The organism is Streptomyces sp. PA03-1a (assembly GCF_033792805.1).
GTDB lineage: Bacteria > Actinomycetota > Actinomycetes > Streptomycetales > Streptomycetaceae > Actinacidiphila.
Window position 1 is genome coordinate 1 of record NZ_JARAVO010000076.1, and the last position, 26,954, is coordinate 26,954.

The 26,954-nt window shown below is 73.5% G+C and carries 25 protein-coding genes; 7 read left to right on the forward strand and 18 right to left on the reverse strand.

Translation table 11 applies throughout. From position 1 onward, the window contains the following. The 5 genes from PV341_RS18760 to PV341_RS18780 all read right to left on the reverse strand — a co-directional run. Nucleotides 1-718: TIGR04222 domain-containing membrane protein (locus PV341_RS18760; RefSeq protein ID WP_500358441.1), on the reverse strand; the 718-nt coding region annotated here is incomplete at its 3' end. A 73-nt stretch (nt 719-791) separates the two neighbouring features. Beyond that, the gene (locus tag PV341_RS18765) at nt 792-1,955 is read right to left on the reverse strand and encodes a DUF1996 domain-containing protein (protein ID WP_500321810.1); all 1,164 of its coding nucleotides are present in this window, start codon (nt 1,953-1,955) and stop codon (nt 792-794) included. Between the two features lie 14 nt (nt 1,956-1,969). Next, complete coding sequence (locus PV341_RS18770) at nt 1,970-2,707, reverse strand: DUF4142 domain-containing protein (protein WP_500321809.1); 738 nt, start codon at nt 2,705-2,707, stop codon at nt 1,970-1,972. A gap of 161 nt (nt 2,708-2,868) precedes the next feature. Further along, nucleotides 2,869-4,224, reverse strand: coding sequence for an MbnB/TglH/ChrH family RiPP precursor modification enzyme (locus tag PV341_RS18775; protein ID WP_500358443.1), 1,356 nt, complete (start codon nt 4,222-4,224; stop codon nt 2,869-2,871). Between the two features lie 93 nt (nt 4,225-4,317). Continuing rightward, entirely contained in the window at nt 4,318-5,124 is an 807-nt protein-coding gene (locus tag PV341_RS18780; protein ID WP_500321807.1) for an aminoacyl-tRNA hydrolase, read from the reverse strand. Here PV341_RS18780 and PV341_RS18785 point away from each other — a divergent pair. Genes PV341_RS18785 through PV341_RS18795 form a run of 3 tightly spaced genes read left to right on the forward strand, consistent with a single transcriptional unit; the run spans nt 5,066 to nt 7,246 of the window. Beyond that, entirely contained in the window at nt 5,066-5,740 is a 675-nt protein-coding gene (locus PV341_RS18785) for an AIM24 family protein (protein ID WP_500321806.1), read from the forward strand. The genes PV341_RS18780 and PV341_RS18785 overlap by 59 nt on opposite strands. 1 nt (nt 5,741) lies before the next feature. Next, nucleotides 5,742-6,578 (forward strand): ABC transporter ATP-binding protein, encoded by an 837-nt coding sequence (locus PV341_RS18790; RefSeq protein WP_500321805.1) that lies wholly within the window; start codon nt 5,742-5,744, stop codon nt 6,576-6,578. Beyond that, nucleotides 6,575-7,246, forward strand: a complete 672-nt coding sequence (locus tag PV341_RS18795) for an ABC transporter (RefSeq protein ID WP_500321804.1) — start codon at nt 6,575-6,577, stop codon at nt 7,244-7,246. Before PV341_RS18790 ends, PV341_RS18795 begins: the two co-directional genes overlap by 4 nt. Before the next feature lie 19 nt (nt 7,247-7,265). Here PV341_RS18795 and PV341_RS18800 read toward each other — a convergent pair whose 3' ends face one another. The 6 genes from PV341_RS18800 to PV341_RS18825 form a co-directional block, all read right to left on the reverse strand. After that, a complete protein-coding gene (locus PV341_RS18800) occupies nt 7,266-7,889 on the reverse strand; it encodes a LysE family translocator (RefSeq protein WP_500321802.1) in 624 nt (207 codons plus the stop codon). 4 nt (nt 7,890-7,893) lie between these two features. Then, nucleotides 7,894-9,963, reverse strand: a complete 2,070-nt coding sequence (locus tag PV341_RS18805; protein ID WP_500321801.1) for a spermidine synthase — start codon at nt 9,961-9,963, stop codon at nt 7,894-7,896. A gap of 98 nt (nt 9,964-10,061) precedes the next feature. Continuing rightward, the gene (gene msrB / locus PV341_RS18810; protein ID WP_499514609.1) at nt 10,062-10,469 is read right to left on the reverse strand and encodes a peptide-methionine (R)-S-oxide reductase; all 408 of its coding nucleotides are present in this window, start codon (nt 10,467-10,469) and stop codon (nt 10,062-10,064) included. A gap of 14 nt (nt 10,470-10,483) precedes the next feature. Further along, nucleotides 10,484-11,875 carry a UDP-N-acetylmuramate--L-alanine ligase gene (murC, locus tag PV341_RS18815; RefSeq protein ID WP_500321799.1) on the reverse strand — a complete coding sequence of 464 codons (1,392 nt, stop codon included), beginning with the start codon at nt 11,873-11,875 and terminating at the stop codon, nt 10,484-10,486. A 79-nt stretch (nt 11,876-11,954) separates the two neighbouring features. Next, nucleotides 11,955-12,428 carry an indole-3-glycerol phosphate synthase gene (locus PV341_RS18820; RefSeq protein ID WP_500321798.1) on the reverse strand — a complete coding sequence of 158 codons (474 nt, stop codon included), beginning with the start codon at nt 12,426-12,428 and terminating at the stop codon, nt 11,955-11,957. Nucleotides 12,429-12,625: 197 nt separating this feature from the next. Continuing rightward, nucleotides 12,626-13,402 (reverse strand): pyrimidine reductase family protein, encoded by a 777-nt coding sequence (locus tag PV341_RS18825; RefSeq protein WP_500321796.1) that lies wholly within the window; start codon nt 13,400-13,402, stop codon nt 12,626-12,628. An 86-nt stretch (nt 13,403-13,488) separates the two neighbouring features. Here PV341_RS18825 and zapE point away from each other — a divergent pair, with 86 nt between their 5' ends. Together zapE and PV341_RS18835 are read left to right on the forward strand one after the other, a co-directional pair. Then, nucleotides 13,489-14,592, forward strand: coding sequence for a cell division protein ZapE (gene zapE, locus PV341_RS18830; protein WP_500321794.1), 1,104 nt, complete (start codon nt 13,489-13,491; stop codon nt 14,590-14,592). A 147-nt stretch (nt 14,593-14,739) separates the two neighbouring features. Continuing rightward, nucleotides 14,740-15,618 carry a PPK2 family polyphosphate kinase gene (locus PV341_RS18835; RefSeq protein ID WP_500321792.1) on the forward strand — a complete coding sequence of 293 codons (879 nt, stop codon included), beginning with the start codon at nt 14,740-14,742 and terminating at the stop codon, nt 15,616-15,618. 19 nt (nt 15,619-15,637) lie between these two features. Here the strand turns inward: PV341_RS18835 and PV341_RS18840 are convergent, their stop codons facing one another. Genes PV341_RS18840 through PV341_RS18850 form a run of 3 tightly spaced genes read right to left on the reverse strand, consistent with a single transcriptional unit; the run spans nt 15,638 to nt 18,484 of the window. After that, nucleotides 15,638-15,775, reverse strand: coding sequence for a hypothetical protein (locus tag PV341_RS18840; protein WP_500358458.1), 138 nt, complete (start codon nt 15,773-15,775; stop codon nt 15,638-15,640). Nucleotides 15,776-15,788: 13 nt separating this feature from the next. Beyond that, nucleotides 15,789-17,546, reverse strand: coding sequence for a malto-oligosyltrehalose trehalohydrolase (gene treZ / locus PV341_RS18845; protein WP_500321790.1), 1,758 nt, complete (start codon nt 17,544-17,546; stop codon nt 15,789-15,791). Nucleotides 17,547-17,575: 29 nt separating this feature from the next. Further along, entirely contained in the window at nt 17,576-18,484 is a 909-nt protein-coding gene (locus tag PV341_RS18850; protein ID WP_500358445.1) for a GNAT family N-acetyltransferase, read from the reverse strand. A 237-nt stretch (nt 18,485-18,721) separates the two neighbouring features. Between PV341_RS18850 and PV341_RS18855 the strand changes: the two genes are divergently transcribed. Then, the gene (locus PV341_RS18855; protein ID WP_499514617.1) at nt 18,722-19,276 is read left to right on the forward strand and encodes an FHA domain-containing protein; all 555 of its coding nucleotides are present in this window, start codon (nt 18,722-18,724) and stop codon (nt 19,274-19,276) included. Nucleotides 19,277-19,304: 28 nt separating this feature from the next. On the opposite strand, the gene PV341_RS18860 is transcribed toward PV341_RS18855, so the two are convergent. The 4 genes from PV341_RS18860 to glgX all read right to left on the reverse strand — a co-directional run bounded on the left by PV341_RS18860 (nt 19,305) and on the right by glgX (nt 25,866). Continuing rightward, complete coding sequence (locus PV341_RS18860; RefSeq protein ID WP_500358447.1) at nt 19,305-19,841, reverse strand: hypothetical protein; 537 nt, start codon at nt 19,839-19,841, stop codon at nt 19,305-19,307. 44 nt (nt 19,842-19,885) lie between these two features. Further along, nucleotides 19,886-20,368: a VOC family protein gene (locus tag PV341_RS18865; protein WP_500321787.1), complete on the reverse strand. Its 483-nt coding sequence runs from the start codon at nt 20,366-20,368 to the stop codon at nt 19,886-19,888. Nucleotides 20,369-21,297: 929 nt separating this feature from the next. Next, a complete protein-coding gene (gene treY, locus PV341_RS18870; RefSeq protein WP_500358449.1) occupies nt 21,298-23,694 on the reverse strand; it encodes a malto-oligosyltrehalose synthase in 2,397 nt (798 codons plus the stop codon). A gap of 51 nt (nt 23,695-23,745) precedes the next feature. Next, a complete protein-coding gene (gene glgX, locus PV341_RS18875; RefSeq protein ID WP_500358450.1) occupies nt 23,746-25,866 on the reverse strand; it encodes a glycogen debranching protein GlgX in 2,121 nt (706 codons plus the stop codon). A gap of 343 nt (nt 25,867-26,209) precedes the next feature. On the opposite strand from glgX, the gene PV341_RS18880 reads away from it, so the two are divergent. Beyond that, on the forward strand, nt 26,210-26,941 hold the full coding sequence (locus tag PV341_RS18880) for a Tat pathway signal sequence domain protein (protein ID WP_500321784.1): 732 nt from the start codon (nt 26,210-26,212) through the stop codon (nt 26,939-26,941). Nucleotides 26,942-26,954: the final 13 nt, after the last annotated feature.

A 26,954-nucleotide genomic window follows, 5' to 3' on the forward strand; every position in this document is an offset into this window, starting at 1 on the left:
GGAGGGCGGAGGGGCCCCGGACGGCGACGGCGGTGAGGAGCTGCCGGCGGTCGTCGGGGGCCGGGCCGTCGGGGACGTCGACGGCACGCAGCAGCTCGCGGCCCGCGCGGGCGGCCCAGTGGGTGTAGGGGTGGATCTCGAAGCGCGCGATGGCCAGGCAGCCCAGGGTGACCAGCAGCGGGAGCGCGAACCACGGCAGCAGGGACCGGCCAGCGGGGCTGAGGGTCGTCGCGGCGGCCAGCATGGCCAGGATGAGGGCGGAGGCCGCGCGGACCTCGCGGATGCCGGTGGAGATCGACTCCCGGGCCGCGGGAGGCACCGCGAGCCCCGCGTCGGCGAGGCCCTGCGCCAGGGCGCGGACCCCGTCGGAGGTCGCGTGCGCCGTGCGTATCGCGGGGACGGGGGCCTGACCCTCGGGGCCGGTGGCGGCGATCAGGGAGCGCTCGATGGCGTCCCGGCCGTCCGGGTCGACGACGGTCGCCCATCCCGTCCTGGCGAGCAGCAGACGCCGTTCGCGCCCCATCGTGACCATCGCCAGTTCGGTGACCCGGCGCGGTCCGCCGGACAGGAAGGCCATCTCGTAGAGCCCGAGCGCATGGTCGGCGGCCGGTGCGGCGGCCCCGTCAGGCAGATCGGCCGCGGCGACCGCCGCCCTGCACAGGCGTGTGCAGGAGGCGATCGCCGCGGCCCAGGCCACGAGGAGGAAGAGCATCCACATGGGGGAGTTGTAGCCGACCCCCGTGGGGGTCCGCCCGCGGTTTCCCGAATCGGGGGCGGCGCGGGCTACCGCGTCAGCCGCAGTTGCGGTTGCCGTTGATGCAGCTGACGACCTGGTTCATCAGGCGGGTCGGCATGAAGTTGGCGAAGTCCGCGTGGTCCGTGACCGGCTTGTGCAGCTGCTCGGGGAAGCTGTCGAGCGCGTAGTTCGGGCCCTGCGGGACCTTGTAGGTGAGCCGCATCTTCAACTGGGGCACGGCCTTGAAACCGGCCTGGCACTGCCCGGCACCGTCGGGGAAGACGATGTGCGTGCGGTGGTTGGCGCTGTCGACGTTGGTCCCGTCCCAGCAGCTGGGGAAGTTCAGCGTGCGGACCACCCGGCTGCCCTGCGGGCACAGCGGGTACTTGTCGGTGAGCTGGCGGTTCTCGAAGCCGGTGCAGCTCCACGACGCCTTGGCGTTGGCGACGCCGTTGGTGAAGGACTTGGCGTCACCCATGATGATCCGCAGCGTGGACGGCATCGCCACCACCTTGGCCCTCGGGTTGCCCCCGAAGAGCAGCTGCACCGAGGTGGCCTGCAGGATGGTGCCGGTGTTGCCGTCGGCGTCCGGCGCGTCGTTGGCGGAGCGGGTGCGCAGCACCGGCCAGAAGTACGCCGACTTGTCCCCGCGGGCGCAGGTGGTGCCGGCCGCGGCCAGGGACTCGTTGGTCGAGAAGCCGTCGGTGCTCAGGTTGCCGACGTAGTCGTGGACGTGGTGCGCGCCGTTGGCGACGCCGGGGGCCACGATGAAGTTGTCGGGGTTGTGGTGCTTGTTCTCGTTGCGGCCGCAGCGCGCCGTGAACGTGCCGCGCGAGGCGCCCCGCTGGTTCGCCGCCCGCTGGACGTTGGGCTGGACGGAGCGGATGTCGGCGAAGTCCTCGGGGGCGGGGCCGTTGGTCTGCGTGCCGCCGCCGGCGGGCGCGGACGCAGAGGCCGAGGCCGAGGCGGACGCCGAGGGGGCCGCGGAGCCGTTCTGGCCGCCGTTGTTCTGGCCCCCGTTGTCCGCCTTGGTGCTGTTCCCCGGGCTGGGGCTCTGCCAGCCGCCCGAGTGACCGGAGTTGGACCGCCAGTGGGCCGAGGCCGAACCGGTGACCAGGGCGAAGGTGCCGCCGGAGCCGAGCAGTGCCAGCACGGCTATCAGCACGAGTTGCTTGGTGCTCAACCTGCGCCGGTGGTTCATGTGTTGTCGTGTGGGCATCGGATCGCTCATTTCTACTGCGACGGCTGGGGGGACGAAGCCGCTGGGGGAAGTGAGTACGTCGGGGACGGGGTGACGATGAAGGTCGGCTCACCGGGAGCGGGGGAGACCGGCACCGCCGCACCGGGGTTGGTGGGGCTGGCGGTCGTGTCCACGGCGACCTGGTCGAAGTTGACCAGTCCGGTCTTCTCCAGGACGGTGATGTGGTCGAGCACCGTCGCGTTCGCCTGGTCCGCCAGTTCGCGCACCAGCGAATTGCGGGTGGTGGCGCGTACCTGGGCCACGACCGAGAACACCTGGCCGTGGGCGAGCCTCAGGATATTCGCGAACTTCTGGTCGAAATCCGGTCCGGTCGCCGCGGACATGGTGGCCAGAAAGCCCATTTGCTGTGCTGTGGGCTGGTTGGGCAGAGTGATGCCCAATTGGGGCGCGATCGTGCGGCACGTCGAGTCGAGGTTCGTGTGCCCGTCGATCAGGTGCTGCCCCGCGCGCTTGACCGCAGGCGTCGTCCCCTTCTGCAGGGCCATCTGCCCGGCGGGGAACTCCCACAGGCCGGCCAGCCGGACCTTGGTGACGAAGGTGCGGTCCAGCTGGGTGAGCGGACCGTACTGCGTGGACACGGTCTGGGCGCCGGCCGCGGTCACGGCGGGGCTGTTCAGCCCGGACATGACGGGGTAGGCCAGCGCGGCGAGGGTGACCACGAGAGCCCCGACCACGAGGCTGAGTCCGGTGGCGTAACGGGTGGATCGCATGGGACCGCACGTTAGTGCGTTTGAAGCGTCCAAGGCGAGGAACAGTCACGTATTCGCGAATTCCAGGAATCCGGGCCCGGTCCTTGGTACGTTGTTGCCTTTTCGCGCTCGATGGGCTCCGCCGCCATTCCCGCCGCAGGTCGGAGGCCCTTGGAAAAAGATTATGGCAGCTTTGAACGGAGCGTGTCCCGCATACGTATGAATACGTGTGAGGGCTGTCGCGGCGCCGGGAAAACCCTTCCGCGCAGACGCTGCCGCCAGGCCGCGAGCGGTGCCGGACCCGAGCGTTCGCGCCACCACGCGGCCAGCCGCCTGGTGACCGCGGGGTCGTGCGGGCCGTCCCCGTCGAGGACGTACGCGGCGAAGGCCATGGCGTCGTGGCGGTAGCCCCCGTCGAGCGGCCGCAGCGCGGCGTAGCGCAGGAACTGCGGCCGGTACGCGGCCCCCAGGATCTCCGGCAGCTCCGGCGCCACCTTGGCGACGATGCCGGCGCGCTTGGCGGCCAGCGCGCGGCTCTGCACACCGATCCGGGTCCGGTCGAAGCCCTCCGGCACCGGCGTCCCGGCCACGAGAGCCGACAACAGCGCGGTCTGGCGCAGCGCGAGGCGCTGACGGGCCGCCCCGGGCGCCGCGGCGACCCCTGCGGGCACGGCCGGCGGCACGTCCGCCCGCCCGCCCGTGCCCGCGTCCACCACGCGGCGTATCGCGGCCAGTTCGCGGGCCAGTTCGCCGCCGGCGGGGAAGTCGTCGTCGCGCTCCAGCAGCACGCCGGGCGGGCAGGCCCGCTCGTACAGCGCCGCCAGCACGTCCAGGACGGCCTCGGGGACGGGGTGCGCGTGGCTGTCGTGCCACACGCCGTCCTTCTCGACACCGCCCGCCACGTGGACGTAGGCGATGGCGTGCACCGGCAGCGCGTCGAGTGCGGCGAGGGGGTCCTCGCCGCGGTTGACGTGGTTGGTGTGCAGGTTGGCGACGTCGATCAGCAGGCGTACCCCGGTCCGCTCGACGAGCTCGGCGAGGAAGGCCCCCTCGCTCATCTCCTCGTCCGGCCAGGCCACCAGCGCCGCGATGTTCTCCAGCGCGAGCGGCACCGGCAGCGCGTCCTGCGCGATGCGCACGTTCTCGCACAGGACGTCCAGCGCGTCCCGGGTCCGCGGCACGGGCAGCAGGTGCCCCGCCTCCAGGTGCGCCGAGCCCGTCAGCTCCCCGCCGCCGCGCACGAAGGCGATGTGCTCGGTGACCAGCGGGGCGCCCAGCGCCTGCGCGCGCTGCGCGAGCGCGGTCAGCCGGTCCGCGCCGGGCCGCTCGGCGCCCCCGAGGCCGAGCGAGACACCGTGCGGGACGACTGTGACACCGCGCTCGCGCAGCCGCAGCAGGGAGTCGGGGAGATGACCCGGGCAGACGTTCTCGGCGACCGCCTCGACCCAGTCGACACGGCCGGCCTCCGCCAGCGCCTCGACCGCCGCCGCGATCTCCGGCCGCCAGCCGATGCCCGTGCCCAGATACGAGTGCTCCATGCGCCCCCCTTCCTCCTGCCGGGGTTCTGGCCCCGCGCACGGCGGGTGAACCCCGCGGGGGCGGGTTTCAGAGCTTGATTTGAGCTTGGGGCCTCAGCGGCGCAGCGCCGGGTGGTCCGCCACGACGGTGCACGACCCCGGGGCGATCTCGGTGAACCCGGCGTCCCGCACCACGGGCAGCCCGGAGGCGGTGAGCGTCTCCCAGCCGGCCTGCGGCGCCGTGCGCACGGCCAGCGGGAAACCGGCCTCGCGCCACTGCGCGCGCTCGGCGGGGGGCAGTGCGAGCCAGGCGAGCTGGGCGCCGTGCCCGGCCTGCGCCATGGTCTTGCCGGCCGACATCTGCACCCCGGGGTTGAGCCAGAGCACCGGCGTCCCGGTCTCCGGCCCGGCGGGCGGCTCCGGGTCCTCCAGTTCCGTCCCGGACACCTGCAGCCGCGCCAGGTCCTTGGGCCAGCCGTCCAGCGGAACCGGCGGGAAGACGCGGACCTCGGCGGACTTGCCGGTGACCGTGATGCCGGGCAGCGCCTCGGCCCGCTGCCACTCGGCGCCGCGCGCCCGCCGTACGACCTTGCGGATGCGGGCGTCCTCCCAGCCCCGTACCGCCCCGGCCCACTCCCCGTCCGCGGCGGTGGCGCGCTCGTCGGAGCGCAGCAGGAGCACGGCACGGGCGGCCGTCTCCAGCGCGTCGGTCCGCGCCGGCGGGGCGGTCCGCTCGATGCGGACGACCAGGGGGAGGACGAACTGGGGAGCGGCGTCGCGAGGATCGGTTGTCACCTCGACAGTCTGCCACCCGCCCCGCAAGAGCTTGTCGGAGCCGATCCCTCCGGGCCAGGATGCCGGGGTGCACAGCGACCTCTTCGCGACCGAGAACACGGCGCAGCCGGCCACCGAGCCCGGCATGACCCTCCAGAACGCCAAGTCGATCAAGTACGCGGTGAACGGCGAGTGCCTGGCGCGCCAGGGCTCGATGATCGCCTTCCGGGGCAACCTGCAGTTCGAGGTGAAGGGGCAGGGCGTCGGCAAGTTCCTCAAGCGCGCCTTCACCGGTGAGGGCCTGCCGCTGATGTCGGTGCGCGGCCAGGGCGAGGCCTGGTTCGCGCACGAGGCCGCCAACTGCTTCGTCATCGACCTCGACCCCGGCGACAGCCTCACCATCAACGGCCGCAACGTGCTGGTCTTCGACTCGACCCTCTCCTACGAGATAAAGGTCGTGAAGGGCGCGGGCATGGCCGGCGGCGGCCTGTTCAACAGCGTCTTCACCGGGCACGGCCGGCTCGGCGTGATGTGCGAGGGCAACCCGATCGTCATCCCGGTCACCCCGCAGGCCCCGGTGTACGTCGACACCGACGCGGTCGTCGGCTGGAGCGCCCAGCTGCAGACCTCCCTGCACCGTTCGCAGAGCTTCGGCTCGATGCTGCGCGGCGGCTCCGGCGAGGCGGTGCAGCTGATGCTGCAGGGGGAGGGCTTCGTCATCGTCCGGCCGAGCGAGTCCCAGCCCCACCAGCCGTCCAACTGACGTGCGGCTGGAGGCGGTCGGCCGCCGGTACGGGGCGCGCGGGCCCTGGGTGCTGCGCGGCGTCGATCTCGACGTGCCCGGGGGACGGGTGCTGCGCGTCGAGGGGGCGAACGGCAGCGGCAAGTCCACGGTCCTGCGGATCCTCGCCGGCATCGACCGCCCCACCACGGGCCGGGTCAGCGGTCGCCCGCGCACCGCGTACGTGCCCGAGCGGTTCCCGCCGGCACTGCCCTTCGACGCGCACGGCTACCTCGTGCACCTGGGGCGGGTGCACGGGCTCGGCAGCCGCACCGCCGCCCGGCGGGCCGAGCAGTGGCTGGAGTGCTTCGGCATCGCCGGGTACGCCCGGACCCCGCTCGCCGAGCTGTCCAAGGGCACCTGCCAGAAGGTCGCGGTGGCCCAGGCGCTGGTGGCCGAGCCGGAACTCCTCGTCCTCGACGAGGCGTGGACGGGGCTCGACCGGGACGCGCGCACCGTCCTGGACGACGCCGTGCGCGCCCGCAGCGCCGCCGGCGGCACGGTCGTCCTCGTCGACCACGACCCGCGCCGGCTGGCCGGCGACATCACGGAGGTCCACCGCGTCGAGGGCGCCCGGCTCGTGCCGGTGCCCCTGGACGCCGCCGCCGGGCCGCGCGTCGTCATCGAGGCCACCGGCGGCGGGCAGCCGCCGGCCGGGCTCGCGTACGAGCCCGCCGCGCCCGGCACGCTCCGGGTGACCGTCCCGGCCGCCGGGTCCGACGCCGTCCTGCGGCGGCTCCTTACCGCCACGCCGCCCTGGCACATCCGGGCGGTCCGCCCCGCGGAGCCGCCCGCGCAGCCGTCCACGGAGTCCTCATGACCGCCCTGCTGCGCTACCGGACCGCCGTGCTCCTGCGGTCCTTCCGCTGGCTGCCGCCGCTGCTGCTCCACGTCGCCGTCATGGGGATCGGGCTGGCCGGGGGACCGCAGCCGCTGCTGGACTCCCTCGGCTGGAGCGCCGCCGCGCTGCTCCCGGCCGCGGCCTGGCTGGTGCGGGTCAGCGTGACGGCCGAGCCGCCGGCCGCCCGCGCCTGCGTGGCGGCCGCCGCCGGGCCGGGGCGGGCCCACACAGCGGGCGTCCTGGCGGCGCTGCTGTGCTCGGTGGTGCTGGGCACCGCGGGCACCGCCGTGGTCCTCGGCATCGCCGACCCCCGCACCACGGACCACCTCAAGGCCATCCCGGTGGTCCCGGCGGCCGTGGCCGGTCTCCTGGCCGCCCTGGTGAGCGCGCTGCTCGGCACCGCCGTCGGCGCGCTCACCAACCCCCCGGTGCTGCTCCGCCCCGGATGGGCGGTGCCCGTCACGGCCCTCACCGCGGTCCTGGTCCTCGTCGCCGCCGGATCGCCCGCCAACGCGGCGGTCACCGGGCTCGTCACCGGTTCCCGTACCGGCGCGGTCCCGTTCCCGCTGGTGCCCCTCCTGCTCGCGGCGCTCGCCGCCGCGGGCGCCGGCCTGCTCGCGGCGACGCTCAGCGCACGCCGCGGGTGAGGGGCGGGGGCGCGGCCGCTCAGCCCTCCAGGGCCATCCGGACGCCCAGCGCGACCAGCACGCCACCGGACACCGCCTCCAGGCGGCGCCGCACCGCGGCGCGACTGAACACCGCCCTCAGGCGGTCGACGAACCAGACGTACGCCCCGTAGTAGCCGACCTCGTAGACCGCCCACAGCGCCGCGAGCGCCACCATCGCGGGGAGCTGGGGCGCGCCGGAGGGCACGAACTGCGGCAGGAACGACATCGCGAAGACCGCCGCCTTGGGATTGGCCAGGTTCATGCCGAGCCCGGCGCGGTAGGCCGCCCACGGCGTCAGCGTCACGTCCTCACCTGCCGCGGCCCGCTCGGGATCCGGGCCGCGGCGGGCGGCACGCAACGCCTGGACGCCGAACCAGATCAGGACGGCGGCGCCGACGACCCGCACGACGTCGTAGGCGAGCTGTGAGGCCGCGAGGAGCGCGGTGAGGCCGAAGGCGGCGCACAGCCCCCAGACGAACACACCGGTCTCGTTGCCGAGGACGGTCGCGAAGCCGGCCCGGCGGCTGCGCAGGGAGTGCCTGATGATCAGCACCGTGCTCGGCCCGGGGGCCGCGGCGATCAGGGTGCAGGCACCGAGGAAGGGCAGCAGGACGCTCAGCATCCCGTCATGGTGCTGCAGCGGGACCCTCGCGCACCAGCCGGTTTCCGTGCGCCGTGGCGTCCTGCCGGCCCTGCCCCGCGCCGTCGCCGCCGGCGGGGCCACCGCCACCGGACAGCCGCATCGCGACGCAGGCCCCGGCGTACAGCACGGCCACCAGGATCAGCAGCGCGCGGTAGCCGGTGAGCAGCGCCAGGTACTCCAGGGTGCCGCCGGTCAGCGCGCCCAGGAGGTTGGCGCCGAAGGCGGCGGTCGGGTCCGGTGCCTGGGCGAGGCGGTCGGAGAAGATCAGGTTGGCGCAGAAGATCGGCGCGAAGGCGAGCGCGACGGCCGCCGCCAGCCGTGCCGCGAAGGGCAGCGACAGCACGGCCTGCGCCGGGACCAGCCAGCCGACGGCGAGCGTGACGAAGAGCAGGATCTGCAGGGCCGTCTGGTTGAGCCGGCGCATGCGGCGCCGCACCTCGACGGCGGCCAGCACCGCCAGCAGCACCCCGATGAAGACCAGCGCGTTCACCAGCCAGGTGGTGCCGAAGTACAGGGCGAAGCCGATGACGTTCTTGGTCTCCAGCAGCAGGAAGGCCGCGCCCATCAGGAACATGTCGGCGTAGCGCAGCGTCCCGCGCAGCCGCACCCCGGCCAGCCGCACCGAGATCACGGTGACCAGCAGGATCAGGCCGAGCGCGCCGAGGTAGAGGCTCGGCACGGTGCGGTGCAGGAGGTAGGGGAACGGGTGGTCGTCGTCCGCGGGCGGCGGCACCGCCCCGCTGGCCCGCCAGACCGTCCCGCACGTCTGGTCGGCCGGCGTCAGCCCGGCCACGAGGACCGCGGCGCGCTTGCTGTACTCCGTCATGCACGGGGCGTGCCCGAAGACCTGGTCCAGGCTTCCCGCGAAGCGGTCGATCAGCCAGTTCTGGCGGTAGTAGTTGTACATCGCGAACGCGCCGCCGGGCGCGAGGTGGTCACGTGCCGACTCGAAGGCCTGCTTGGTGAAGAGGTAGCTCTCCAGCCGCAGGTTGCTCGCGCCCGACACCAGCGTCAGCGAGTCGGGCAGCGCCAGCACGACGAGGTCGTACTTCGTCTTCGTCCGCTCCAGGAAGGCCCGCCCGTCGTTGATGTGGACGTGCACCCGCGGGTTCTCGTACGGCCGCGCGGGGTGCAGCTGCGCCCCGATCTCCTGCAGCCGCGGGTCGATCTCGACGGCGTCCACGTACTGCGCGCCGTTGGCCAGGGCGACGGCGACGTCGTTGCCGTTGCCCGCGCCGATCACCAGCACCTTGCGGTGCGGATTGTCCGGGGTCTCCCGGTAGGCCTGCTCGTACGGCGAGTTGGGCTGCTGCAGCACCTTCAGCGGCGCGATGCTCTGGTGCGGCACGCCGTTGGCGGCGATCTTGTACGTCCGGGAACTGGTGCCCGGCTCCGGGCGGGTCAGCTCGATCTTGTAGTACGGCGACCAGGACACCCCCGGCGCCAGCGACTCGAAGAGCAGCGCCAGGACCATCGCCGCCAGCGGCAGCGCGTACCGCAGCGTGTTCCGCCGGCCGCCGAGGACCAGCAGCGCCGCAGCGGCGATCAGCCCCCACACCAGGGAGGGCGCGCGCAGCCAGGACACCCCCGCGAAGGCCACGGAACCGGTCAGCGAGCCGAGCAGGTCCCACCGGTACGCCTCCAGCGACGGCAGTTGCCGGAACAGATCGGCGGTGATCTTGCCGATCGCCATCATCGCGAACGCCACCAGCAGGAAGAGCACCGGCAGCGTCACCCACTGCGGCAGCCCGGTGGTCCTCACCGCCGTGAAGTAGATGATGTCGCCGCTGCTCTGCCGCACCTGGACAGGGAACTCCCGCACCAGCACCACGAGCACGGCCAGCGGCAGCGGCGCCCACCGCTTGAGCCACCGGCCGCGTTCCGCCGCGATCAGGAAGCCCAGCCCGATCCCCAGGAACGAGCCGAGCAGGATGAAGTTGGAGAAGTAGCTCAGATGGACGACGTTCGCGCCCGCCCACCGGATCAGCGCCAGTTCGACGAAGAGCATGGTGGCGCTGGCCAGCAGCAACCTGGCCCGTACGTGGTGTTCCATGCCGGGCCACGTTGCCACCCGGTGGGCGGGGAGTCGACGTACGCGCCCCGCGTGGCGCGTCCGCCCCACGCGAGGGGCCTAGCCGTCGGATTTCGTGATCAGTCCTCCACGGGGGCCAGCCGCAGCGAGATCGAGTTGATGCAGTACCGCTGGTCCGTCGGGGTGTCGTAGCCCTCGCCCTCGAAGACGTGGCCCAGGTGCGAGCCGCAGCGGGTGCAGCGGACCTCGGTGCGGACCATGCCCATCGAGCGGTCCTCGATCAGCTCGACGGCCTTGCTGTCCTTCGGGTCGTAGAAGGACGGCCAGCCGCAGTGCGACTCGAACTTGGTGTCCGAGGTGAACAGTTCGGCGCCGCAGGCGCGGCACGAGTAGACGCCGCGGGTCTTGGTGTCGGTGTACTCGCCCACGAAGGGACGCTCCGTGCCCGCCTGGCGCAGGACCGCGTACTCCTGTGGCGTCAGCTCCTGACGCCACTGCTCCTCGGACTTGTCGACTTCGTACGCCATGGTCCTCCCTCTCCTCAGTTCTCCAGGCGCGCGAGGATGCGCGGACCGAGATCGGTCACGTCGCCCGCGCCCATGGTGAGAACAAGGTCACCGGGCTTGGCCATTCCGGCGACGACCTCGGGGACCGCTTCCTTGTCGTGTTCCGCGGTGACGTCGGCGCCCGCCGCGACGGCCGCGTCGATGATCAGGTCGCTGGTGATGCCGGGGATCGGGTCCTCGCGGGCCGGGTAGATGTCCAGCACCACGGAGGCGTCGGCGAGCGCGAGGGCCCGGCCCATTTCGCGGCCCAGCTCCTGGGTGCGGCTGAACAGGTGGGGCTGGAAGACCACGACGATGCGCCGGTCGTCCGCCGCCTCGCGCAGGGCCTGCAGGTCCGCGGTCATCTCGGTCGGGTGGTGCGCGTAGGAGTCGATCACCTGGACGCCCGCGGCGGTGCCCTTCAGCTGCAGCCGGCGCTTCACCCCGGTGTAGGTGCCGAGCGCCTTGGCCAGGCCCTCCGCCGGGACGCCCAGCGCGACGCCCGCGGCCAGGGCGGCGACCGCGTTGTGGGCGTAGTGGCGGCCGGGCACGGAGACGGTGAAGGTGTGCTCCTCGCCGCCCAGGCGGACGGTGACCTCGCTGGACATCCCGTGCGGGGTGATCCGCAGGATCCGCACGTCGGCCTGCTCGTCCTCGCCGACGCGCACGATGGTCAGCCCCTCGCGGCCCGCCACCCGGGCGGCCAGCTCCCGCGCGCCGGAGTGCTCGCCGACGACCAGGGTGCCACCGGGGACGATCTTGCCGACGAAGACCTCGAACGACTCGTGGATCTCGTCCATCGACGCGTAGTTCGCGTGGTGGTCGAGCTCCACGTTGAGCACGATCGCCACCTCGGGGTCGTACTTCTGGAAGCTGCGGTCGCTTTCGTCCGCCTCCGCCACGAAGATCTCGCCGGTGCCGTGGTGGGCGTTGGAGCCCGGGGCGTCCAGGTCGCCGCCGATGGCGTACGACGGGTCCAGGCCCAGCGCGGACAGGCTCACCGCGAGCATGGAGGTGGTGGTCGTCTTGCCGTGCGTGCCGGCCACCGCGATCGGGCGCGAGCCCCCCATCAGCGCCGCCAGCGCGTCCGAGCGGTGCACCACCGGGATGCCGCGCCCGCGGGCCGCCACCAGCTCCGGGTTGTCCTCACGGATGGCGCTGGAGACGACCACGCAGGTCGCGTCCTGCGCGAGGTGCGCGGCCGAGTGGCCGATGTGGACGGTCGCGCCCAGCGCGCGCAGCGCCCCGGCCGTGTCGGAGTCCTTCGCGTCGCTGCCCGCGACGGCGGCGCCGCGCTGGGTCAGGATCTTCGCGATGCCCGACATCCCGGCCCCGCCGATCCCGATGAAGTGCGGTCGGTCCATACCGGGGGGAAGGGTGGGGCTCATGCGAGGTGCTCCCTGGAACTCACGAGGTCGGTCGTCGGCCGTCCCCGATTCTTCCACCAGTCGGGGACACGGCGTCCGCTCAGTCCTCCGCGTTGTGGGCGAACAGCTTCAGCACCGGCACGCCGACCTTGTGCCGGGCCCGGGAGGTCCAGTCGCGGTGGAAGAACTCCTCCACCAGGTGCGGGGCGGTCAGCACGATGACCTCGTCGGCGTGGGTCTGCTCGACCACCGACTTCATCAGCTCGATGGGGTGCCGCTCGACCACCTCGCCCACGGCCTCGCAGCCCGCCTCGCGCAGGGCGGTCAGGCTGTGGCTCAGCGCGCGCTCGGCGGGCATCAGGGCCTTGTCGCCCTCGGGGCGCTCGCGCTCGTGGACGGCCTTGTCGAGTTCGCCGAGGGCGACGTCGTCGATGGCCCGCAGCAGCCGGTCCTGGTCGCCGCGTGGCTGCATCAGGACGACGAAGGAGACGGGCTCGTCACCGTGGAGCGTGGTGACCAGATCCACATCGGCGGGGACGAGCGGCTGCTCGATCATGAGTACGGTCGTGAACACGGACGCGTCCTTCTCTCTCGCGGGCCGTCGGGCCTGCCACGGAAACCATCCTGCCCCGTCCGGGCGCCGGGCACGCGGGGACATCCGTTCCCGGGCCGTGGCACGCGGACGAGTGCGGGGCGGGCAATCGGCGCCATCCGGGTGAGGCCGGTGGCGTGGGCGGCCGGTGGCCGGTCCCGGTCGCACCGGGGGGCCGGTCAGCCGCGTACGTAGCGGGTGAACAGGAAGCCGTCCTCCTCCAGGATCGACACCGGGGTGTAACGGACGGGGTCGGTGATGCCGGGTCCGTTCATGATGCGCATGGCGTCACCGGCGGTCAGCAGCGGGGCGATCGTCAGGCACAGCTCGTCGACCACCCCGGCGGCGGCGAACTGGGCGAGCAGCCGGGGCCCGCCCTCGGTCAGCATCCGGCGCAGCCCCAGCGCGGCCAGCTCGCGCACCACGCGCGCCGGCTCCACGCCCGTGCCCGAGCCGGCCCGGACGACCCGTGCCCCCGCCTTCCCGGCCGCCGCGACCCGGTCGGCCGGGGCGTCCTCGCCGGTCAGCAGGAGGGTCGGCACCAGCGGATCGGTGAACAGCGGCAGCGAGAAGTCCAGGTCGAGCCGGGCGCTCACCACGGCGATCGCGGCGGCCGGGCCCTGTCCCGCCGCGGCCCTGCGGGCCGCGAAGGCCTCCCGGGCGCGGGCCGGGCGGTAGCCCTCCTGCCGCACCGTCTCCGCGCCGACGACCACCACGTCGGCCAGGGCCCGCAGCACCCCGAACACCCGCATGTCGGCGTCCGAGGAGAGCGGCTGGGAGCGTCCGTCGTGCCGGGCCGCGCCGTCCAGCGACGACACCATGTTCGCCCGCAGCCAAGGCTCCCCGCCTGCCGGTTCCGGGTATGCGTAGGCGTCGGCCAGCGCCTCCGGCGTGTCCAGGGTCTCGGCGGGTGCCGGTGCGGCAGCGGTCGCGGGGGCGGGGAAGAGGCGGCGCATGGCTGCAGTCTTCCACGCCCCCCACGCAGTGGGGTCGGCCACACGGCGGCGGGAGGACCACCGGCGAGGCACTAGGCTGGAGTGCTGTGTCCTCGTCCTTCGCCGCCGCGCAAGCATCCAGCCCGATACCCGGCGGGACGCCGCCCGTCTCGCTGAGCGGACGCGAGCCGCACGTCCCGGCGGACCGGCTGGTGGCCGAGATGGTGCCGCCGCCGCGCTTCGACTCCGTACGGTTCGACACCTACCTCCCGGACCCGAAGCAGCCGAGCCAGGCCCAGGCCGTCGGCACGCTGCGGGCCTTCGCGGAGGGGCTGGGCGCCCCCGCCGACGGCGGGCGCAAGCGCTGGTTCCGGCGTCAGGCCGCACCCGCCGCCCCGGCCGGACCCGGCGGGGTCTACCTCGACGGCGGCTACGGCGTGGGCAAGACCCACCTGCTCGCCTCGCTGTGGCACGCCACGCCCGCGCCGCGCGAGCAGAAGGCCTTCGGCACCTTCGTGGAGCTGACCAACCTCGTCGGCGCCCTCGGCTTCCAGCAGGCCGTGCAGGCGCTCAGCGGGCACCGGGTGGTCTGCATCGACGAGTTCGAACTCGACGACCCCGGCGACACCGTGCTCGTCTCGACCCTGCTGGGCAAGCTGGCCGACGCCGGGGTGAAGCTCGCCGCGACCTCCAACACCCTGCCCGGCAAGCTCGGCGAGGGCCGGTTCGCGGCCGCCGACTTCATGCGCGAGATCCAGGGCCTGTCCGCCCGCTTCCGGTCGCTGCGCATCGACGGCGAGGACTACCGCCACCGCGGCCTTCCCGAGGCCCCCGCGCCGTACACCGACGAGCAGGTCACCGCTGCCGCGGGCCGCACCCCGGGCGCCTCCCTGGACGACTTCGGCGCCCTCCTCGCCCACCTCGCCCGGGTCCACCCCAGCCGCTACGGCGCGCTCTGCGACGGCGTCGAGGCGGTCTTCCTGCGCGGCGTCGGTCCCGTGGAGGACCAGGCCACCGCGCTGCGCCTGGTCGTCCTGGCCGACCGGCTCTACGACCGCGAGGTCCCCGTCATGGCCTCCGGCCGGCCCTTCGACGGCATCTTCAGCGAGGAGATGCTCGCCGGCGGCTACCGCAAGAAGTACTTCCGGGCCATCTCCCGCCTCACCGCCCTCGCCCGCGACGCCGAGCGGCTCGCCACCCCGGACGCCTGAGCTCCGCTCCCGGCGGTGCGCGCGGCGCCCGGGCCGTGACACCCGTGGCTCCCGGACGCGTTGGCGGCGCCGGGGGATCCGGCGCACCATCGGATCACCGGACCGGAGCCCGCGGGGAGCGGGGAGGGTCCCCCGGAGGGAGGCGCGGTGACGAAGAGGAGCCCGGACACCGCATCCGGAACCAGGCCCGGGCTGCGCGCGAAGCTGCGGGTCCCGTCGGGCGGCGGCCCCGTGCGGCTGCGGTCGTACGACCCCCGCGCCACGCCGGGCGGCCCGGCCGGCAAGGCCGAGGCGCTGGCGTGCGTGCCGTACGCACGCGGCCGGATCACGGCGCTGCAGGAGCGGCTCTTCGCACAGAGCACGGCGGGCGACCCGCGTTCGGTCCTCGTCCTGCTCCAGGGCATGGACACCTCGGGCAAGGGCGGCGCCGTACGGCACCTCGCGAGCCTGCTCGACCCCGCGGGGTGCCGCATCACCGCCTTCAAGGCCCCGACGGCGGAGGAACAGGCCCACCACTTCCTGTGGCGCGTCGAGCGGGCCCTGCCCGGTCGCGGGCGGATAGGGGTCTTCGACCGCTCCCACTACGAGGACGTCCTCGTGCCGCGGGTCAGGGGCCGGGCGCCGCGCTCGGTGTGGGAGGAGCGCTGCGAGACCATCAACTCCTTCGAGGCCTCGCTCGCCGACGACGGCGTCAGCGTCGTCAAGGTCTTCCTGCACATCAGCCGCGAGGAGCAGCGCACCCGCCTGCTGGAACGGCTGGACAACCCCTGCAAACACTGGAAGTTCGGCCCCGGCGACCTGGAGGACCGGGCGATGTGGCCCTCCTACCAGCAGGCGTACGAGGACGTGCTCGGACGCTGCTCCACGGAGGCCGCGCCCTGGTACGTCGTCCCCGCCGACCGCAAGTGGTACCGGAACTGGGCCGTCGGGCGGCTGCTGATGGAGCACCTGGAACTGATAGACCCGGTGTGCCCGCCCGCGTCCTTCGACGTCGAGGTCGCCCGCAAGCTGCTGCTGGAGGACTGACCCCACCGGGCCGCGCGGTTCAGCCGCTGCAGGCCGTGCGCTGGGCCTCGTGCCAGGCGCAGACCGGGCAGAGGGTCGCGCCCGGCAGCGAGTCGGGGTACTCGGTCGGGTCGCCGCAGTGGACGCAGATCGCGCGGGGCTCGTCGTCGGTCGTCACCCGATCAGGGTAATCAGCGCTCACGGAGCACGGCGACCGAGTGGCCGGGCAGGTGGAGGCAGCCGGTGTCGGCGGGCGGTGGTCCGGGACGCCAGGCGGCGACCGGGACGTAGCCCGGAGGGTCGGCGCGGCCGGGGTGGTGGAGGGGGACCAGCGCCTCCTCGGGGGAGAAGTTGACGGCGATCCGGAAGCGTCCGCGGTCCAGCCGCAGGGTGTGCTCGCCCACGGTGACGTGGACGGCGTCCAGGGCGGGGTCGGTCAGCTCGGGCTCGGCGTGGCGCAGCGCGATGAGCCGCCGGTACCAGGCCAGCAGTTCCGCGTGCGGCTCCCGGGCGGGTTCTGACCAGTCCAGGCAGGAGCGCAGCCGGGTCGCCGGGTCCTGGGGGTCGGGGATGTCCTCGGCCTTCCAGCCGTGCTCGGCGAACTCGCGGCGGCGGCCCCGGGTGATGGCGGCGGCGAGCTCGGGGTCGTCGTGGTCGGTGAAGAACTGCCAGGGCGTGCGGGCGCCCCACTCCTCGCCCATGAACAGCATCGGCGTGTACGGGGAGGTGAGGACGAGCGCGGCGGACGCGGCGAGCAGCCCCGCAGGGACGCTCGCGCCGAGGCGGTCACCGGTGGCGCGGTTGCCGATCTGGTCGTGGGTCTGGGTGTAGGCGAGGAAGCGGTGGCCCGGGGTGGTCGTCAGGTCGACGGGGCGGCCGTGGGCGCGGCCGCGGAAGCTCGAGTGGGTGCCGTCGTGGAAGAAGACCCGGCGCAGTGCCTTGGCCACGGCGGTCACCGGGGAGACGGCGAAGTCCGCGTAGTACGCCTGGGCCTCGCCGGTGACGGCGGTGTGCAGGGCGTGGTGGAAGTCGTCGTTCCACTGGGCGTGCACACCCAGGCCGCCGGCCTCGCGCGGGTCGGTGGTGCGCGGGTCGTTGCGGTCGGACTCGGCGATCAGGAAGAGCGGGCGGCCGACCGCGGCCGACAGGGCGTCGACGGAGGTGGAGAGCTCCTCGAGCAGGTGCACCGCGCGGGTGTCGACGAGGGCGTGGACGGCGTCGAGCCGCAGCCCGTCGAGGCGGTAGTCGCGCAGCCAGGACAGGGCGCTGCCGACCAGGAAGTCGCGCACCTCATCGGAGCCGGGGGCGTCGAGGTTGACGGCGTCGCCCCACGGGGTGTGGTGGCGGTCGGTGAAGTACGGCCCGAAGGCGGGCAGGTGGTTGCCCGAGGGGCCGAGGTGGTTGTGGACGACGTCCAGCACCACCCCGAGCCCGTGGCCGTGCGCGGCGTCCACGAAGCGCTTGAGCCCGTCCGGGCCGCCGTAGGGCTCGTGCACGGCCCACAGCGACACGCCCTCGTACCCCCAGCCGTGCGTGCCGGGGAACGGGCAGAGCGGCATCAGCTCGATGTGGGTGATCCCCAACCCGGCCAGGTACGGAAGGTGTTGGACCGCGGCGTCGAAGGTCCCGTCGGTGGTGAAGGTGCCGACGTGCAGCTCGTAGAGGACCGCGCCGGGCAGCGGGCGGCCCGCCCACTCGTGGGCCCAGGCGAAGCGGTCGTGGTCGACGACCGCGCTCGGGCCCTCCGGCCCGTCCGGCTGCCGCCGGGAGCGGGGGTCGGGCCGCGGTGGGCCCCCGTCCAGCGCGAAGGCGTAGCGCGTACCGTGCCCGGCGGGCACGTCCGCGTACCACCAGCCCTGGCGTTCGGGGTCGCGCTCCATGTCGTGAGCCCGGCCGTCGACCCGTACCTCCACCTCACCGGCGTCCGGTGCCCACACGTCGAAGCGCATGGGCACCATGCTGCCCGCCGTCCGGGGGGTCACACCAGGTTGACGCGCTCCCCGGCGACCGGATAACCCGCCTTGGCGAAGTGCGCCGCCATCGGCGCGTTGCCCTGGTCGGTGGCGGCGGCGATCCGCTCGGCGCCGTGTCCGGCCAGGTCGTTCGTGCACTCGACCAGCAGGTCGTAGGCGTAGCCGTGGCCGCGCTGCTCCGGCAGGACACCGATGAAGCCGACGCAGAACGCACCCGGGTTGCGCCCCGGCACCTGGATGCCGGCGAGCTCGCCCTCCGGGGTGTACGCCAGGCGCCACCACTCGCGGGGCGACTGCAGCCAGTTGAGGAACTCCAGCTCCTCGCGGGCGGCCGCGTCCGGGCCGTGCAGCCGCACCATGCGGCGGGTGTGCGCGTCGAGGCTGCCGACCCCGATGCGCCTCAGTACGTCCAGGATCACGCCGTCGTCCGGCTCCGGCCGGTACTCGAGCCGTCCGGTGCGCTCGGGCAGCCCGCACTCGGGGGTCCAGACGTAGCGGTAGCGTTCGACGAGCAGCTCCATGCCGGAGACGATCGCCGCGTCGATGCGGGACTGGGCGGCCTCGCGGACCTCGCGCCGCTCCCGCCAGCCGGGGGGCAGCACCAGCTCGTACTCGGCCTTGAGCGGCGCCGTCTGCAGCAGCCGTACGGCCGCGTCGGCGTCGGTGAAGTCGAACCAGTCGAGCGCTATCGGCTTCTCGTCGGCCGGAGCCGCCCACCAGGCCGCGCGGGCGACCACGACGCCGTCGCGCAGGGCCACCCAGGTCCAGTCGGGACGGTACTCGCCGCCCTCGTCGGTCATGGCGTAGGAGTGACCCATCAGGGACCGGCCGACCAGGCCGTGGTCCTCGGGGGTCAGGGAGTGGAAGAGGTGCGATTCGCCCGCGACGAGCGGGCGGAAGACCAGATCGGTCATGAAGGAGAAGTCCTCACGGAAGAGCGGAGCGCTCCCGGTCAGACGGAGTACGCCCTGCGGACAACGGGGCGGGAGCGCGGAACGGTGAACAGGCACATGGCTTCCGCCTCCTTCCTCGGTCAAGGGCGTGTGCCCACCGTAGCCATCAGCCTCCGCGGCGTCCACGCAATTAACGGCGTGGCCGCACGGGCCGCACCTTCTGGACACCCCGGCCTCCGCGGCCCGACAATCACGCAGGTGAGCTATGAGTTCCCCACGCACCCGGCGCGTCCCACGGACGCCGAACGCGAGCGCGCCATCGAGGTACTCCGTGAGGGGGCCGTCGACGGGCGGCTGTCGCACGACACCTTCGTGCGCCGCATGGGACTCGCGCTCAAGGCGCGCCACTCCGACGAGTTGGCCGCCCTCGTCGCCGACCTGCCGCCCGCACAGGGACGTTGGGCCCGGCTGACCGGTTCGATCGTCCGCGCCGTCACCAAGACGTCGGCCTTCCGCGCCCGTATGCGGCAGGCCTGGGCCGTCCAGCAGCTGCCGCCCCTGCTGCTGCCCGCCCCCGGGCCCTTCCCGGTGCGGATCGGCCGGGACCTGTCGTGCACCTTCCGGCTCAGCCACTCCTCGACGTCCCGTTTCCACGCCGAGCTCAGCCACGAGGGCGGGCTGTGGGTCCTGCGCGACCTCGGTTCGATGAACGGCACGTGGGTCAACGGCCACCGCGTCATGGGTGCCGCGGCCGTCCGCCCCGGTGACCAGGTCACCTTCGGCGCGATGAGCTTCCGCCTCACCACCGCCTGAGGCCGCGCCGGCTTCGGGCTTCCGGGCCTCAGGGCCGGAACAGCGGCTCGTACGGCTCGTGATCGTCGTCGTCCACGTACGGCAGGAAGTCCGGCGCCGTGCGCGCAGCCGTCGCCTGCAGCCGGGCGACGACCTCCTCGACCGGAGGGAGCGTCAGCCCGAGGGCCGCAGCCACCTCTTCGCGCTGCCGGTCCAGGTCCGGGTGGTCCTCGCGCACCTCGGCCTCCAGCTCCTCCAGGGGGAGTCCCGAGTCCACCTCCCGCCACCACATCGGGCAGGACACGATCAGCTCGACCGCTTCCGCCAGGTCCGCGCCGATCAGCGCCGCCTGCCCCTCGGAGTCCGCGTACACCACGGGCCGCCCGGCGTCGCCGGGCTCACCGCAGAGGAAGAACGTGCCGCCGGCGCCGTCGCCGGCTATGGGGCGCATCACGAGGCCCGAGGGCAGGCGCACGTCCTCGACCGGGTCGCGGCGGGTGATGTCGAAGTCACCGGGCCAGGCGAGGTGCTGTGCCGCGACCGGGTCGTTCTCGATGCGGATGAGCAGGGCTTCCGAGGCGTCCATGGCAGGACGTTAACAGCGGGGTCCGACAGTGAGGCCCGCGTCGCTCAGGCGGTGCGGGACCGGAGCAGCGGCTCGCGGCCGCCCGCGAGGCGCAGGACCTGCCCGCGGCACGGCGGCGGCCCCTCGTCGGCGGTCGCGAAGCGCAACTCGTGGCCGTCCGGGTCGTGCAGCTGCGCCAGGAGCCAGCCGCGGGCGGTGCGGACGACGGCGCCGCGCGGCTCGCCGAGCGCGTCCAGACGGGCGGCCAGCGCCTCCAGCGCGGGGAGGTCGGGGACGCCCAGCGAGAACCACGCGAAGCCCGCGGAGGCGGCGGCGAGGGCGGGGTCGTGGCGCAGGCACAGCACGGGTCCGCCGCCGGGGTGGGCCATGGCGATGCCGGCGAAGGCGCCGCCCTCCGTGAACTCCGCGATCCGGTGGTGGCCCAGCACCCGTTCGTACCACGCCTCCGAACGGGCCGGATCGCCGACGGGCAGCGTGACGTGGTGCACCCCGGCGAGACGCGGGATGAAGGGAATATCGGTATACATGCCGCATACCGTACAGCGCGCCCGGTCGTGCGACTCGGGGTCAGCAACGGCGTGCCGCACGGCGGTTGACGGTCCATCAGTGGCCAGCGGCCGTGCCGCCGGGGTCGACGACGACGTCGTAGGCCGGCGTGGTCAGCGAGTGCAGGGGCGAGTCGAGCTTCTCCGTGCGCAGGATGCAGGATGCAGGTGCCCGGCGCCAGGTCGGCGATCGGCTGGTACCGGCCCGTGAACCAGGGCTCCGTCCCCGTCCAGTAGCCGGACCCCAGGCTGTGCTTGAGGACCCACCCGCCGGGCAGGACGACGGCCGGGTACACCGGTCCCAGCGCGTCCTGGGTGAGGGCGAACGACGGTCCGGCGTGCGCGTCCGCGCCGGGCGCGGCGGGCAGGGTGAACGAGAAGTACCGGACGTTGAAGGGCGAGCCCGGGTCAGCGGCGCGCAGCCCTCGGCGACCACGGGACCGTCGACGACGCCGAGCTGCAGCGGGTCGGTGAAGGTGCCGCTGCCTGGCAGGGCGTCGCAGCTCGTCGCCCGGGGCCGCCCGCCGGCGCCCCGTCCGGGTCGACGGACGGACCGGCGCCGTCGGAGGGGGTTCCGGCCGGCGTGCCGTCCTCGGTGACCACCGCGTCGGACGGCTCCACGGCGGACGGCGACGGCGCGGTGCTCTCCGGGACGGGCGGGGTGCCGTCCGGAGCGTTCACGGAGGATCCCGTCGACGGTGGTTCCGCGGCAGCCGTGCGGACGGGGGCGGACCCGCCGCCGCAGCCGCCCGCCAGCAGCACGGCGGCGAGCGCCGGCACGCACTTCCGGAGCATGGACGTCCCTTCCCCCGCGCCGCCGGGGGGTGCCCCGACGGCGCTCAATGGGCGGGACATTACCGGCTTTCGTGCTCCGTATCCGTCTGTACCGGAAATCTCCCGCCCCCGGGACCTCACTCGTCGACGTCACGCACCAGCAGGCCCACCGGCAGGCGGTCCAGCAGCTCCGCCAGCGGCACCACGGCCTGGAACGGACGGCCCGTCAGCACCTCCGTCCAGGCCCCCTCCGGCAGCACCAGCTCCGTTCCGCGCCAGCCCCCGGCGTGCGCGAGCCGCCGGGACAGCCGGGTGACGACCGTGAGCGCCCGCCCGCCGCGGACGAAGGCCACGCAGTGCTCCCCGGCCGGGCCGCGCGCGTACAGCGGCTCGTACGAGGCCTCCGGGCCGGTGAACCACTGCGGGCGGGCCCGGCGCAGGCGCAGCGCGAACTCGGTCACCCGCCGCTTCTCGCTCGGGTCGCCCTCCGCGGTGCCCGGGTCGTACGGGTGGCGGTTGGCGGGGTCGACGAGCAGCAACTGCCGTTCCTCGTCGCCCTGGTAGACGTCGGGCACGCCCGGCATCGTCAGGTGCGCCAGGTGCGCGCCGAGGACGTTGACGCGTTCGGGCCCGCGCAGGGCGCGGTCGATGCGCCCGGTGGCGAAGGCGGCCGGTCCGCCGACCAGTTCACGGACGAAGCCGGTCAGCTCCTGCTCGTACTCCGGACGCTGGTCGGTCCACGAGGTGCGCAGGCCCGCCTCGCGCTCCGACTTGAGCATGGTGGCGGTCACCGGCTCCGCGGCACCGGGGTCACAGAAGACCGCCGCGTACTGCCAGGCCTGGTACTCCGCATGACGCGCCGGGAGCGGTGCCCCGCGGTGCTCCAGGTACTCCCGCAGGTCCGCCGAGACCTCGCCCAGCCAGCCGGACCACTCGCCGGGCAGCTCGCTCAGCGCGGCGAGCCGGGCGCGGACGTCGGCGCTGCGCTTGGTGTCGTGGGTGGAGCGCACCGTCCCGGTCAGCGGCCAGTCGCGCCGCAGCCGCTCGCAGAAGGCGTGGAAGTCCTCGGGCGAGGTGGCGGGACGGTCCGGCTCGCGGCCGACCTCGTTGAGGCTGAGCAGGGGGTGGTAGCGGTAGAAGGCGGTGTCCTCGGCGGACTTGGCGCGCAGCGCCGAACAGACCTGGGCGAAGCGCACCACGAAGTCCGCGGCGGCCTCCCCGCCGCCCGGGTGCCGGCCCAGGGCCAGGTCGCACACCGTCCCGGCCGCCGGGTGCCCGGCGGCACCGGCCGCGGCCTCCAGCAGGGCGGTGTCCTCCGCGTCCGCGGGCTCGCCGGGGACGACGTACGGGCGGTAGCGCGGCAGCCGGACGAGCGTCGCCTCGATCGCCTCGCGCAGTGCGGCGGGCTCCAGCCCGGTGGCGCGGACCGCGGAGCGGGTCAGCCGGTCCACCTCCGCGGCCAGGTCGTGCGTGACGATGCGTTCGGCGGCGGCCCGTACGGTCGGCTGCCACTCGCCGCCCGCGTCGGCGGGGGCGGCGGTGAACGCGCGGTAGAAGCGGGTGATCTCCTCGACGCCCGCCGGGTCGGTGAACAGCCCGTCGAGGCGGTCCAGGGCGTCGTAGCCGGTCGTGCCGGAGCAGGCCCAGTCGGCCGGCAGCCGTTCGTCGCCGGTGAGGATCTTCTCCACGACCGTCCAGCGGCCGCCGGAGGCGTCCGCCAGCCGCCGCAGGTAGCCGGCGGGGTCGGCGAGGCCGTCCGGGTGGTCGATGCGCAGTCCGTCGGCGACACCTTCGTCCAGCAGGCGCAGCAAGGTGGCGTGGGTGGCGGCGAAGACCTCGTCGTCCTCGACGCGGACCGCGATGAGCTCGGAGATGGTGAAGAAGCGCCGGTAGTTCAGCTCGGTGCGGGCCTGCCGCCACCAGGCGAGCCGGTACCACTGGGCGTCGACCAGCGCGCGCAGCGGCAGCTCCTCGGTGCCGGGGCGCAGCGGGAAGGCGTGGTCGTGGTAGCGCAGCACCCGCTCGCCGGCGGCGCGGTCGCGTTCGACGCGCAGGTCGGGCAGTACTTCCTCCAGCGGGCCGCCCAGCACCGGCAGCAGCAGCCGGTCGCCCTGCGCCGCCCAGTCGACGTCGAACCAGCGCGCGTACGGGGACCGCGGCCCGTCCCGCAGCACCTCCCACAGCGGCCGGGCCAGATGCTCGGGCGCCGGCACCGCCATGTGGTTGGGGACCACGTCCAGGACGAGCCCGAGGCCGTGCGCCCGGGCGGTGCGTGCCAGCGCGCGCAGCCCCTTCTCGCCGCCGAGTTCCTCGCGCACCCGGGTGTGGTCGACGACGTCGTAGCCGTGCGTGGAGCCGGGCACGGCCTGCAGCACGGGGGAGAGGTGCAGGTGGGAGACGCCGAGCGCCGCCAGATGGGGGACGACGGCCTCGGCCGCGGCGAAGGGGAAGTCGGGCTGGAGCTGGAGCCGGTAGGTGGCGCTCGGCACGGAGGGGACGACAGCGGTCGGCGGGGTCGCGGCGCTTTCTGTCATGGTGGACTGACTACCCCGCCGACCGGTGCGCCCATCACATCGGGCGGCCGGTTACGCCGGGCGCTGCAGGACCATCATGCTGCGGTCGGCCAGCCGCAGCCGGTCGCCCTGGGTCACCTTGCGCCCCGAGCCGGGGGGCACGCCCTCCGGCCGCTGGGTGTCCACGACCACCTGCCACTCCTTGCCGTGGTTCACCGGGACCACGAAGTCCAGCGGTTCGTACCAGGCGTTGAACATCAGCAGGAAGGAGTCGTCGCCGATCCGTTCCCCGCGGTCGCCGGGCTCGGAGATCGCGCTGCCGTTGAGGAAGACCACCAGGGCGTTGGCCTGGGTCTCCTGCCAGTCGTCCTGGGCCATCTCCTCACCCTCAGGGGTGAACCAGGCGATGTCCGAGAGGTCGTCGTGCGTGCCCTCGACCGGCCGCCCGTGGAAGAAGCGGCGGCGGCGGAAGACGGGGTGGTCGCGGCGGAGCCAGACCATCTGGCGGGTGAAGTCGTGCAGCCGCTCGGTGTCCGCGTCGCCCTCCTTGGGCCACGGTACCCAGGCCAGCTCGTTGTCCTGGCAGTAGGCGTTGTTGTTGCCCTGCTGGGTGCGGCCGAACTCGTCGCCGTGGGCGAGCATCGGCACCCCCTGGGAGAGCATCAGGGTGGCGATGAAGTTGCGCATCTGGCGCTCGCGCAGGGCGAGCACGTCCTCGTCCTCGGTCTCGCCCTCGGCGCCGCAGTTCCACGAGCGGTTGTGGCTCTCGCCGTCCCGGTTGTTCTCCCCGTTGGCCTCGTTGTGCTTGTCGTTGTACGACACCAGGTCGCGCAGGGTGAAGCCGTCGTGGCAGGTCACGAAGTTGATGGAGGCGAGCGGCCGGCGGCCGTCGTCCTGGTAGAGGTCGGAGGAACCGGTCAGCCGGGAGCCGAACTCGGCCAGCGTGGCCGGTTCGCCGCGCCACAGGTCGCGCACCGTGTCGCGGAACTTGCCGTTCCACTCCGTCCACAGCGGCGGGAAGTTGCCCACCTGGTAGCCGCCCTCGCCGACGTCCCAGGGCTCGGCGATCAGCTTCACCTGGCTGACCACCGGGTCCTGCTGCACGAGGTCGAAGAACGAGGACAGCCGGTCCACCTCGTGGAACTGCCGGGCGAGGGTCGCCGCGAGGTCGAAGCGGAAGCCGTCGACGTGCATCTCGGTGACCCAGTAGCGCAGCGAGTCCATGATCATCTGCAGCACGTGGGGACTGCGCATCAGCAGCGAGTTCCCGGTGCCGGTGGTGTCCGTGTAGTAGCGCGGGTCGTCGGCCAGCCGGTAGTACGAGGCGTTGTCGATGCCCCGGAAGCACAGCGTCGGCCCCAGGTGGCTGCCCTCGGCCGTGTGGTTGTAGACCACGTCGAGGATCACCTCGATGCCCGCCCGGTGCAGCTCGCGCACGGCCGTCTTGAACTCCAGCACCTGCTGGCCGCGGTCGCCCATCGAGGCGTAGGCGTTGTGCGGGGCGAAGAAGCCGATCGTGTTGTAGCCCCAGTAGTTGCGCATCCCCGCGTCCACCAGCCGGTGGTCGTGGACGAACTGGTGGACCGGCATCAGCTCCAGCGTCGTGACGCCCAGCTCCGTCAGGTGCGAGATCACCGCGGGGTGGGCGAGCGCGGCGTAGGTGCCGCGGATCTCCTCCGGGAGCTCCGGGTGGAGCATCGTCAGGCCCTTGACGTGCGCCTCGTAGATGACCGTGCGGTGGTAGTCGATGCGGGGGCTGCGGTCCTCGGCCCAGTCGAAGTACGGGTTCACCACCACCGAGGTCATGGTGTGGGGCGCCGAGTCCAGGTCGTTGCGGGACTCGGGCTCCCCGAAGCGGTAGCCGTACACCGCCTCGTCCCAGTCGATCGTCCCGCTTATCGCCTTCGCGTACGGGTCCAGCAGCAGCTTCGCGGAGTTGCAGCGGTGGCCCCGGGTCGGCTCGTGGGGGCCGTGGACCCGGAAGCCGTAGCGCTGACCGGGCATGATGCCCGGGAGGTACGCGTGGCGGACGAAGGCGTCCGCCTCCCGCAGCTCGACGGCGGTCTCCGAGCCGTCGTCGTGCAGCAGACACAGCTCGATCCGTTCCGCGGTCTCCGAGAAGACCGCGAAGTTGGTGCCGGCGCCGTCGTACGTGGCGCCGAGGGGATATGCCTGACCCGGCCAGACCTGCATGTCGTCGACTCTTCCACTTGTCCGCCGGGCGCCGGTAGGCCGCACCCCGGCCACTTCGGTGCCGAAAAGGGCATCGTCACGCAATTGGGCCCCTCCGGGCGTGGAATCGCCAAGATCTTCCCCGTTACGGGTGTCCCAATTCCCCTGCCTGCCGCAAGAATCCACCGTCCCGGGGCAACCTGTGCCGTCGAGGTCCCGTCGATAAGAGTGACAGTACGACACAGGGGAGATCTAAGTGACAGATCAGGGGGAAAGCCGCTCCTTACCGCGAAAGGGAGGGGTCGGGCGCGGTCTCAGGCGCGCCCTGTGGGGTGGCGGCGTCGCCGTCGCCGCCACCACGGTGATGATCGCCGTCACCCTGCCGCGTGACGCCGCCGGCGACGACCACTCCACGACGGGCGGCCCCGCCGCCGCGTCGGGAGCGCCGGGGCAGCAGGACGCGGGCAGCGGTGGGGTGATCGAGGACGACGCGCCCCAGGGTGGACAGCAGACCGGTCGCGGGCCTCTGACCAAGGCCGAGGTCGACCGGGCGAAGTCCATAGCCCTGCAGCGCGACGCGCTGCGCAGCGCGCAGGACGTGGACGGGGAGCGTGGACCGGAGTACCTCGACACCGACCTCGCCGAACCGGCCGACGCCACGCAGGCGTCCGCGGACCAGGCCCGCCGGGTCGAGGTGCTCTTCTACGACTACGGGCACGACCGGCTCGTGAAGAAGACCGTCAACCTCACCGCCGGCACCGTCGAGCACACCGACACCGCCACCGGCATGCAGCCGCCGCCCTCGAACGACGAGACCCGGGAGGCCGCGGAACTGCTCATCCGGGACGCCCTCGGCAAGGGCCTCCGCGCCGACTTCACGGCCGCCACCAAGGGCCGGGAGCTCACCTCGCCCGACCAGCTGCGGCTGCGCGGCATCTCGTTCAACACCGCCGAGCAGTCCGCCCCGGCCGGTTTGGCCAAGTGTGGCGAGCACCGGTGCGTACGGCTGTTCACACAGGTGAAGGACGGGCCGTGGATCGATACGACCCATCTGGTCGTCGACCTCAGCGATCGCACCGTCGGCCGAATCCACTAAGAGCGGAGACCCA

Coding starts and splice junctions, on each gene's coding strand:
- murC (WP_500321799.1), bottom strand. CDS start 11,875: ATGAGCCCCACCCTTCCCCCCGGTATGGACCGACCGCACTTCATCGGG.
- PV341_RS18850 (WP_500358445.1), bottom strand. CDS start 18,484: ATGACCGATCTGGTCTTCCGCCCGCTCGTCGCGGGCGAATCGCACCTC.
- PV341_RS18780 (WP_500321807.1), bottom strand. CDS start 5,124: ATGCCGGGCTCGGTGGCCGGCTGCGCCGTGTTCTCGGTCGCGAAGAGG.
- PV341_RS18800 (WP_500321802.1), bottom strand. CDS start 7,889: ATGCTGAGCGTCCTGCTGCCCTTCCTCGGTGCCTGCACCCTGATCGCC.
- PV341_RS18775 (WP_500358443.1), bottom strand. CDS start 4,224: ATGGAGCACTCGTATCTGGGCACGGGCATCGGCTGGCGGCCGGAGATC.
- PV341_RS18860 (WP_500358447.1), bottom strand. CDS start 19,841: ATGGACGCCTCGGAAGCCCTGCTCATCCGCATCGAGAACGACCCGGTC.
- PV341_RS18805 (WP_500321801.1), bottom strand. CDS start 9,963: ATGGAACACCACGTACGGGCCAGGTTGCTGCTGGCCAGCGCCACCATG.
- PV341_RS18880 (WP_500321784.1), top strand. CDS start 26,210: ATGATCGCCGTCACCCTGCCGCGTGACGCCGCCGGCGACGACCACTCC.
- treZ (WP_500321790.1), bottom strand. CDS start 17,546: ATGCGCTTCGACGTGTGGGCACCGGACGCCGGTGAGGTGGAGGTACGG.
- PV341_RS18865 (WP_500321787.1), bottom strand. CDS start 20,368: ATGTATACCGATATTCCCTTCATCCCGCGTCTCGCCGGGGTGCACCAC.
- PV341_RS18825 (WP_500321796.1), bottom strand. CDS start 13,402: ATGCGCCGCCTCTTCCCCGCCCCCGCGACCGCTGCCGCACCGGCACCC.
- PV341_RS18770 (WP_500321809.1), bottom strand. CDS start 2,707: ATGCGATCCACCCGTTACGCCACCGGACTCAGCCTCGTGGTCGGGGCT.
- treY (WP_500358449.1), bottom strand. CDS start 23,694: ATGACAGAAAGCGCCGCGACCCCGCCGACCGCTGTCGTCCCCTCCGTG.
- PV341_RS18795 (WP_500321804.1), top strand. CDS start 6,575: ATGACCGCCCTGCTGCGCTACCGGACCGCCGTGCTCCTGCGGTCCTTC.
- PV341_RS18765 (WP_500321810.1), bottom strand. CDS start 1,955: ATGCCCACACGACAACACATGAACCACCGGCGCAGGTTGAGCACCAAG.
- msrB (WP_499514609.1), bottom strand. CDS start 10,469: ATGGCGTACGAAGTCGACAAGTCCGAGGAGCAGTGGCGTCAGGAGCTG.
- glgX (WP_500358450.1), bottom strand. CDS start 25,866: ATGCAGGTCTGGCCGGGTCAGGCATATCCCCTCGGCGCCACGTACGAC.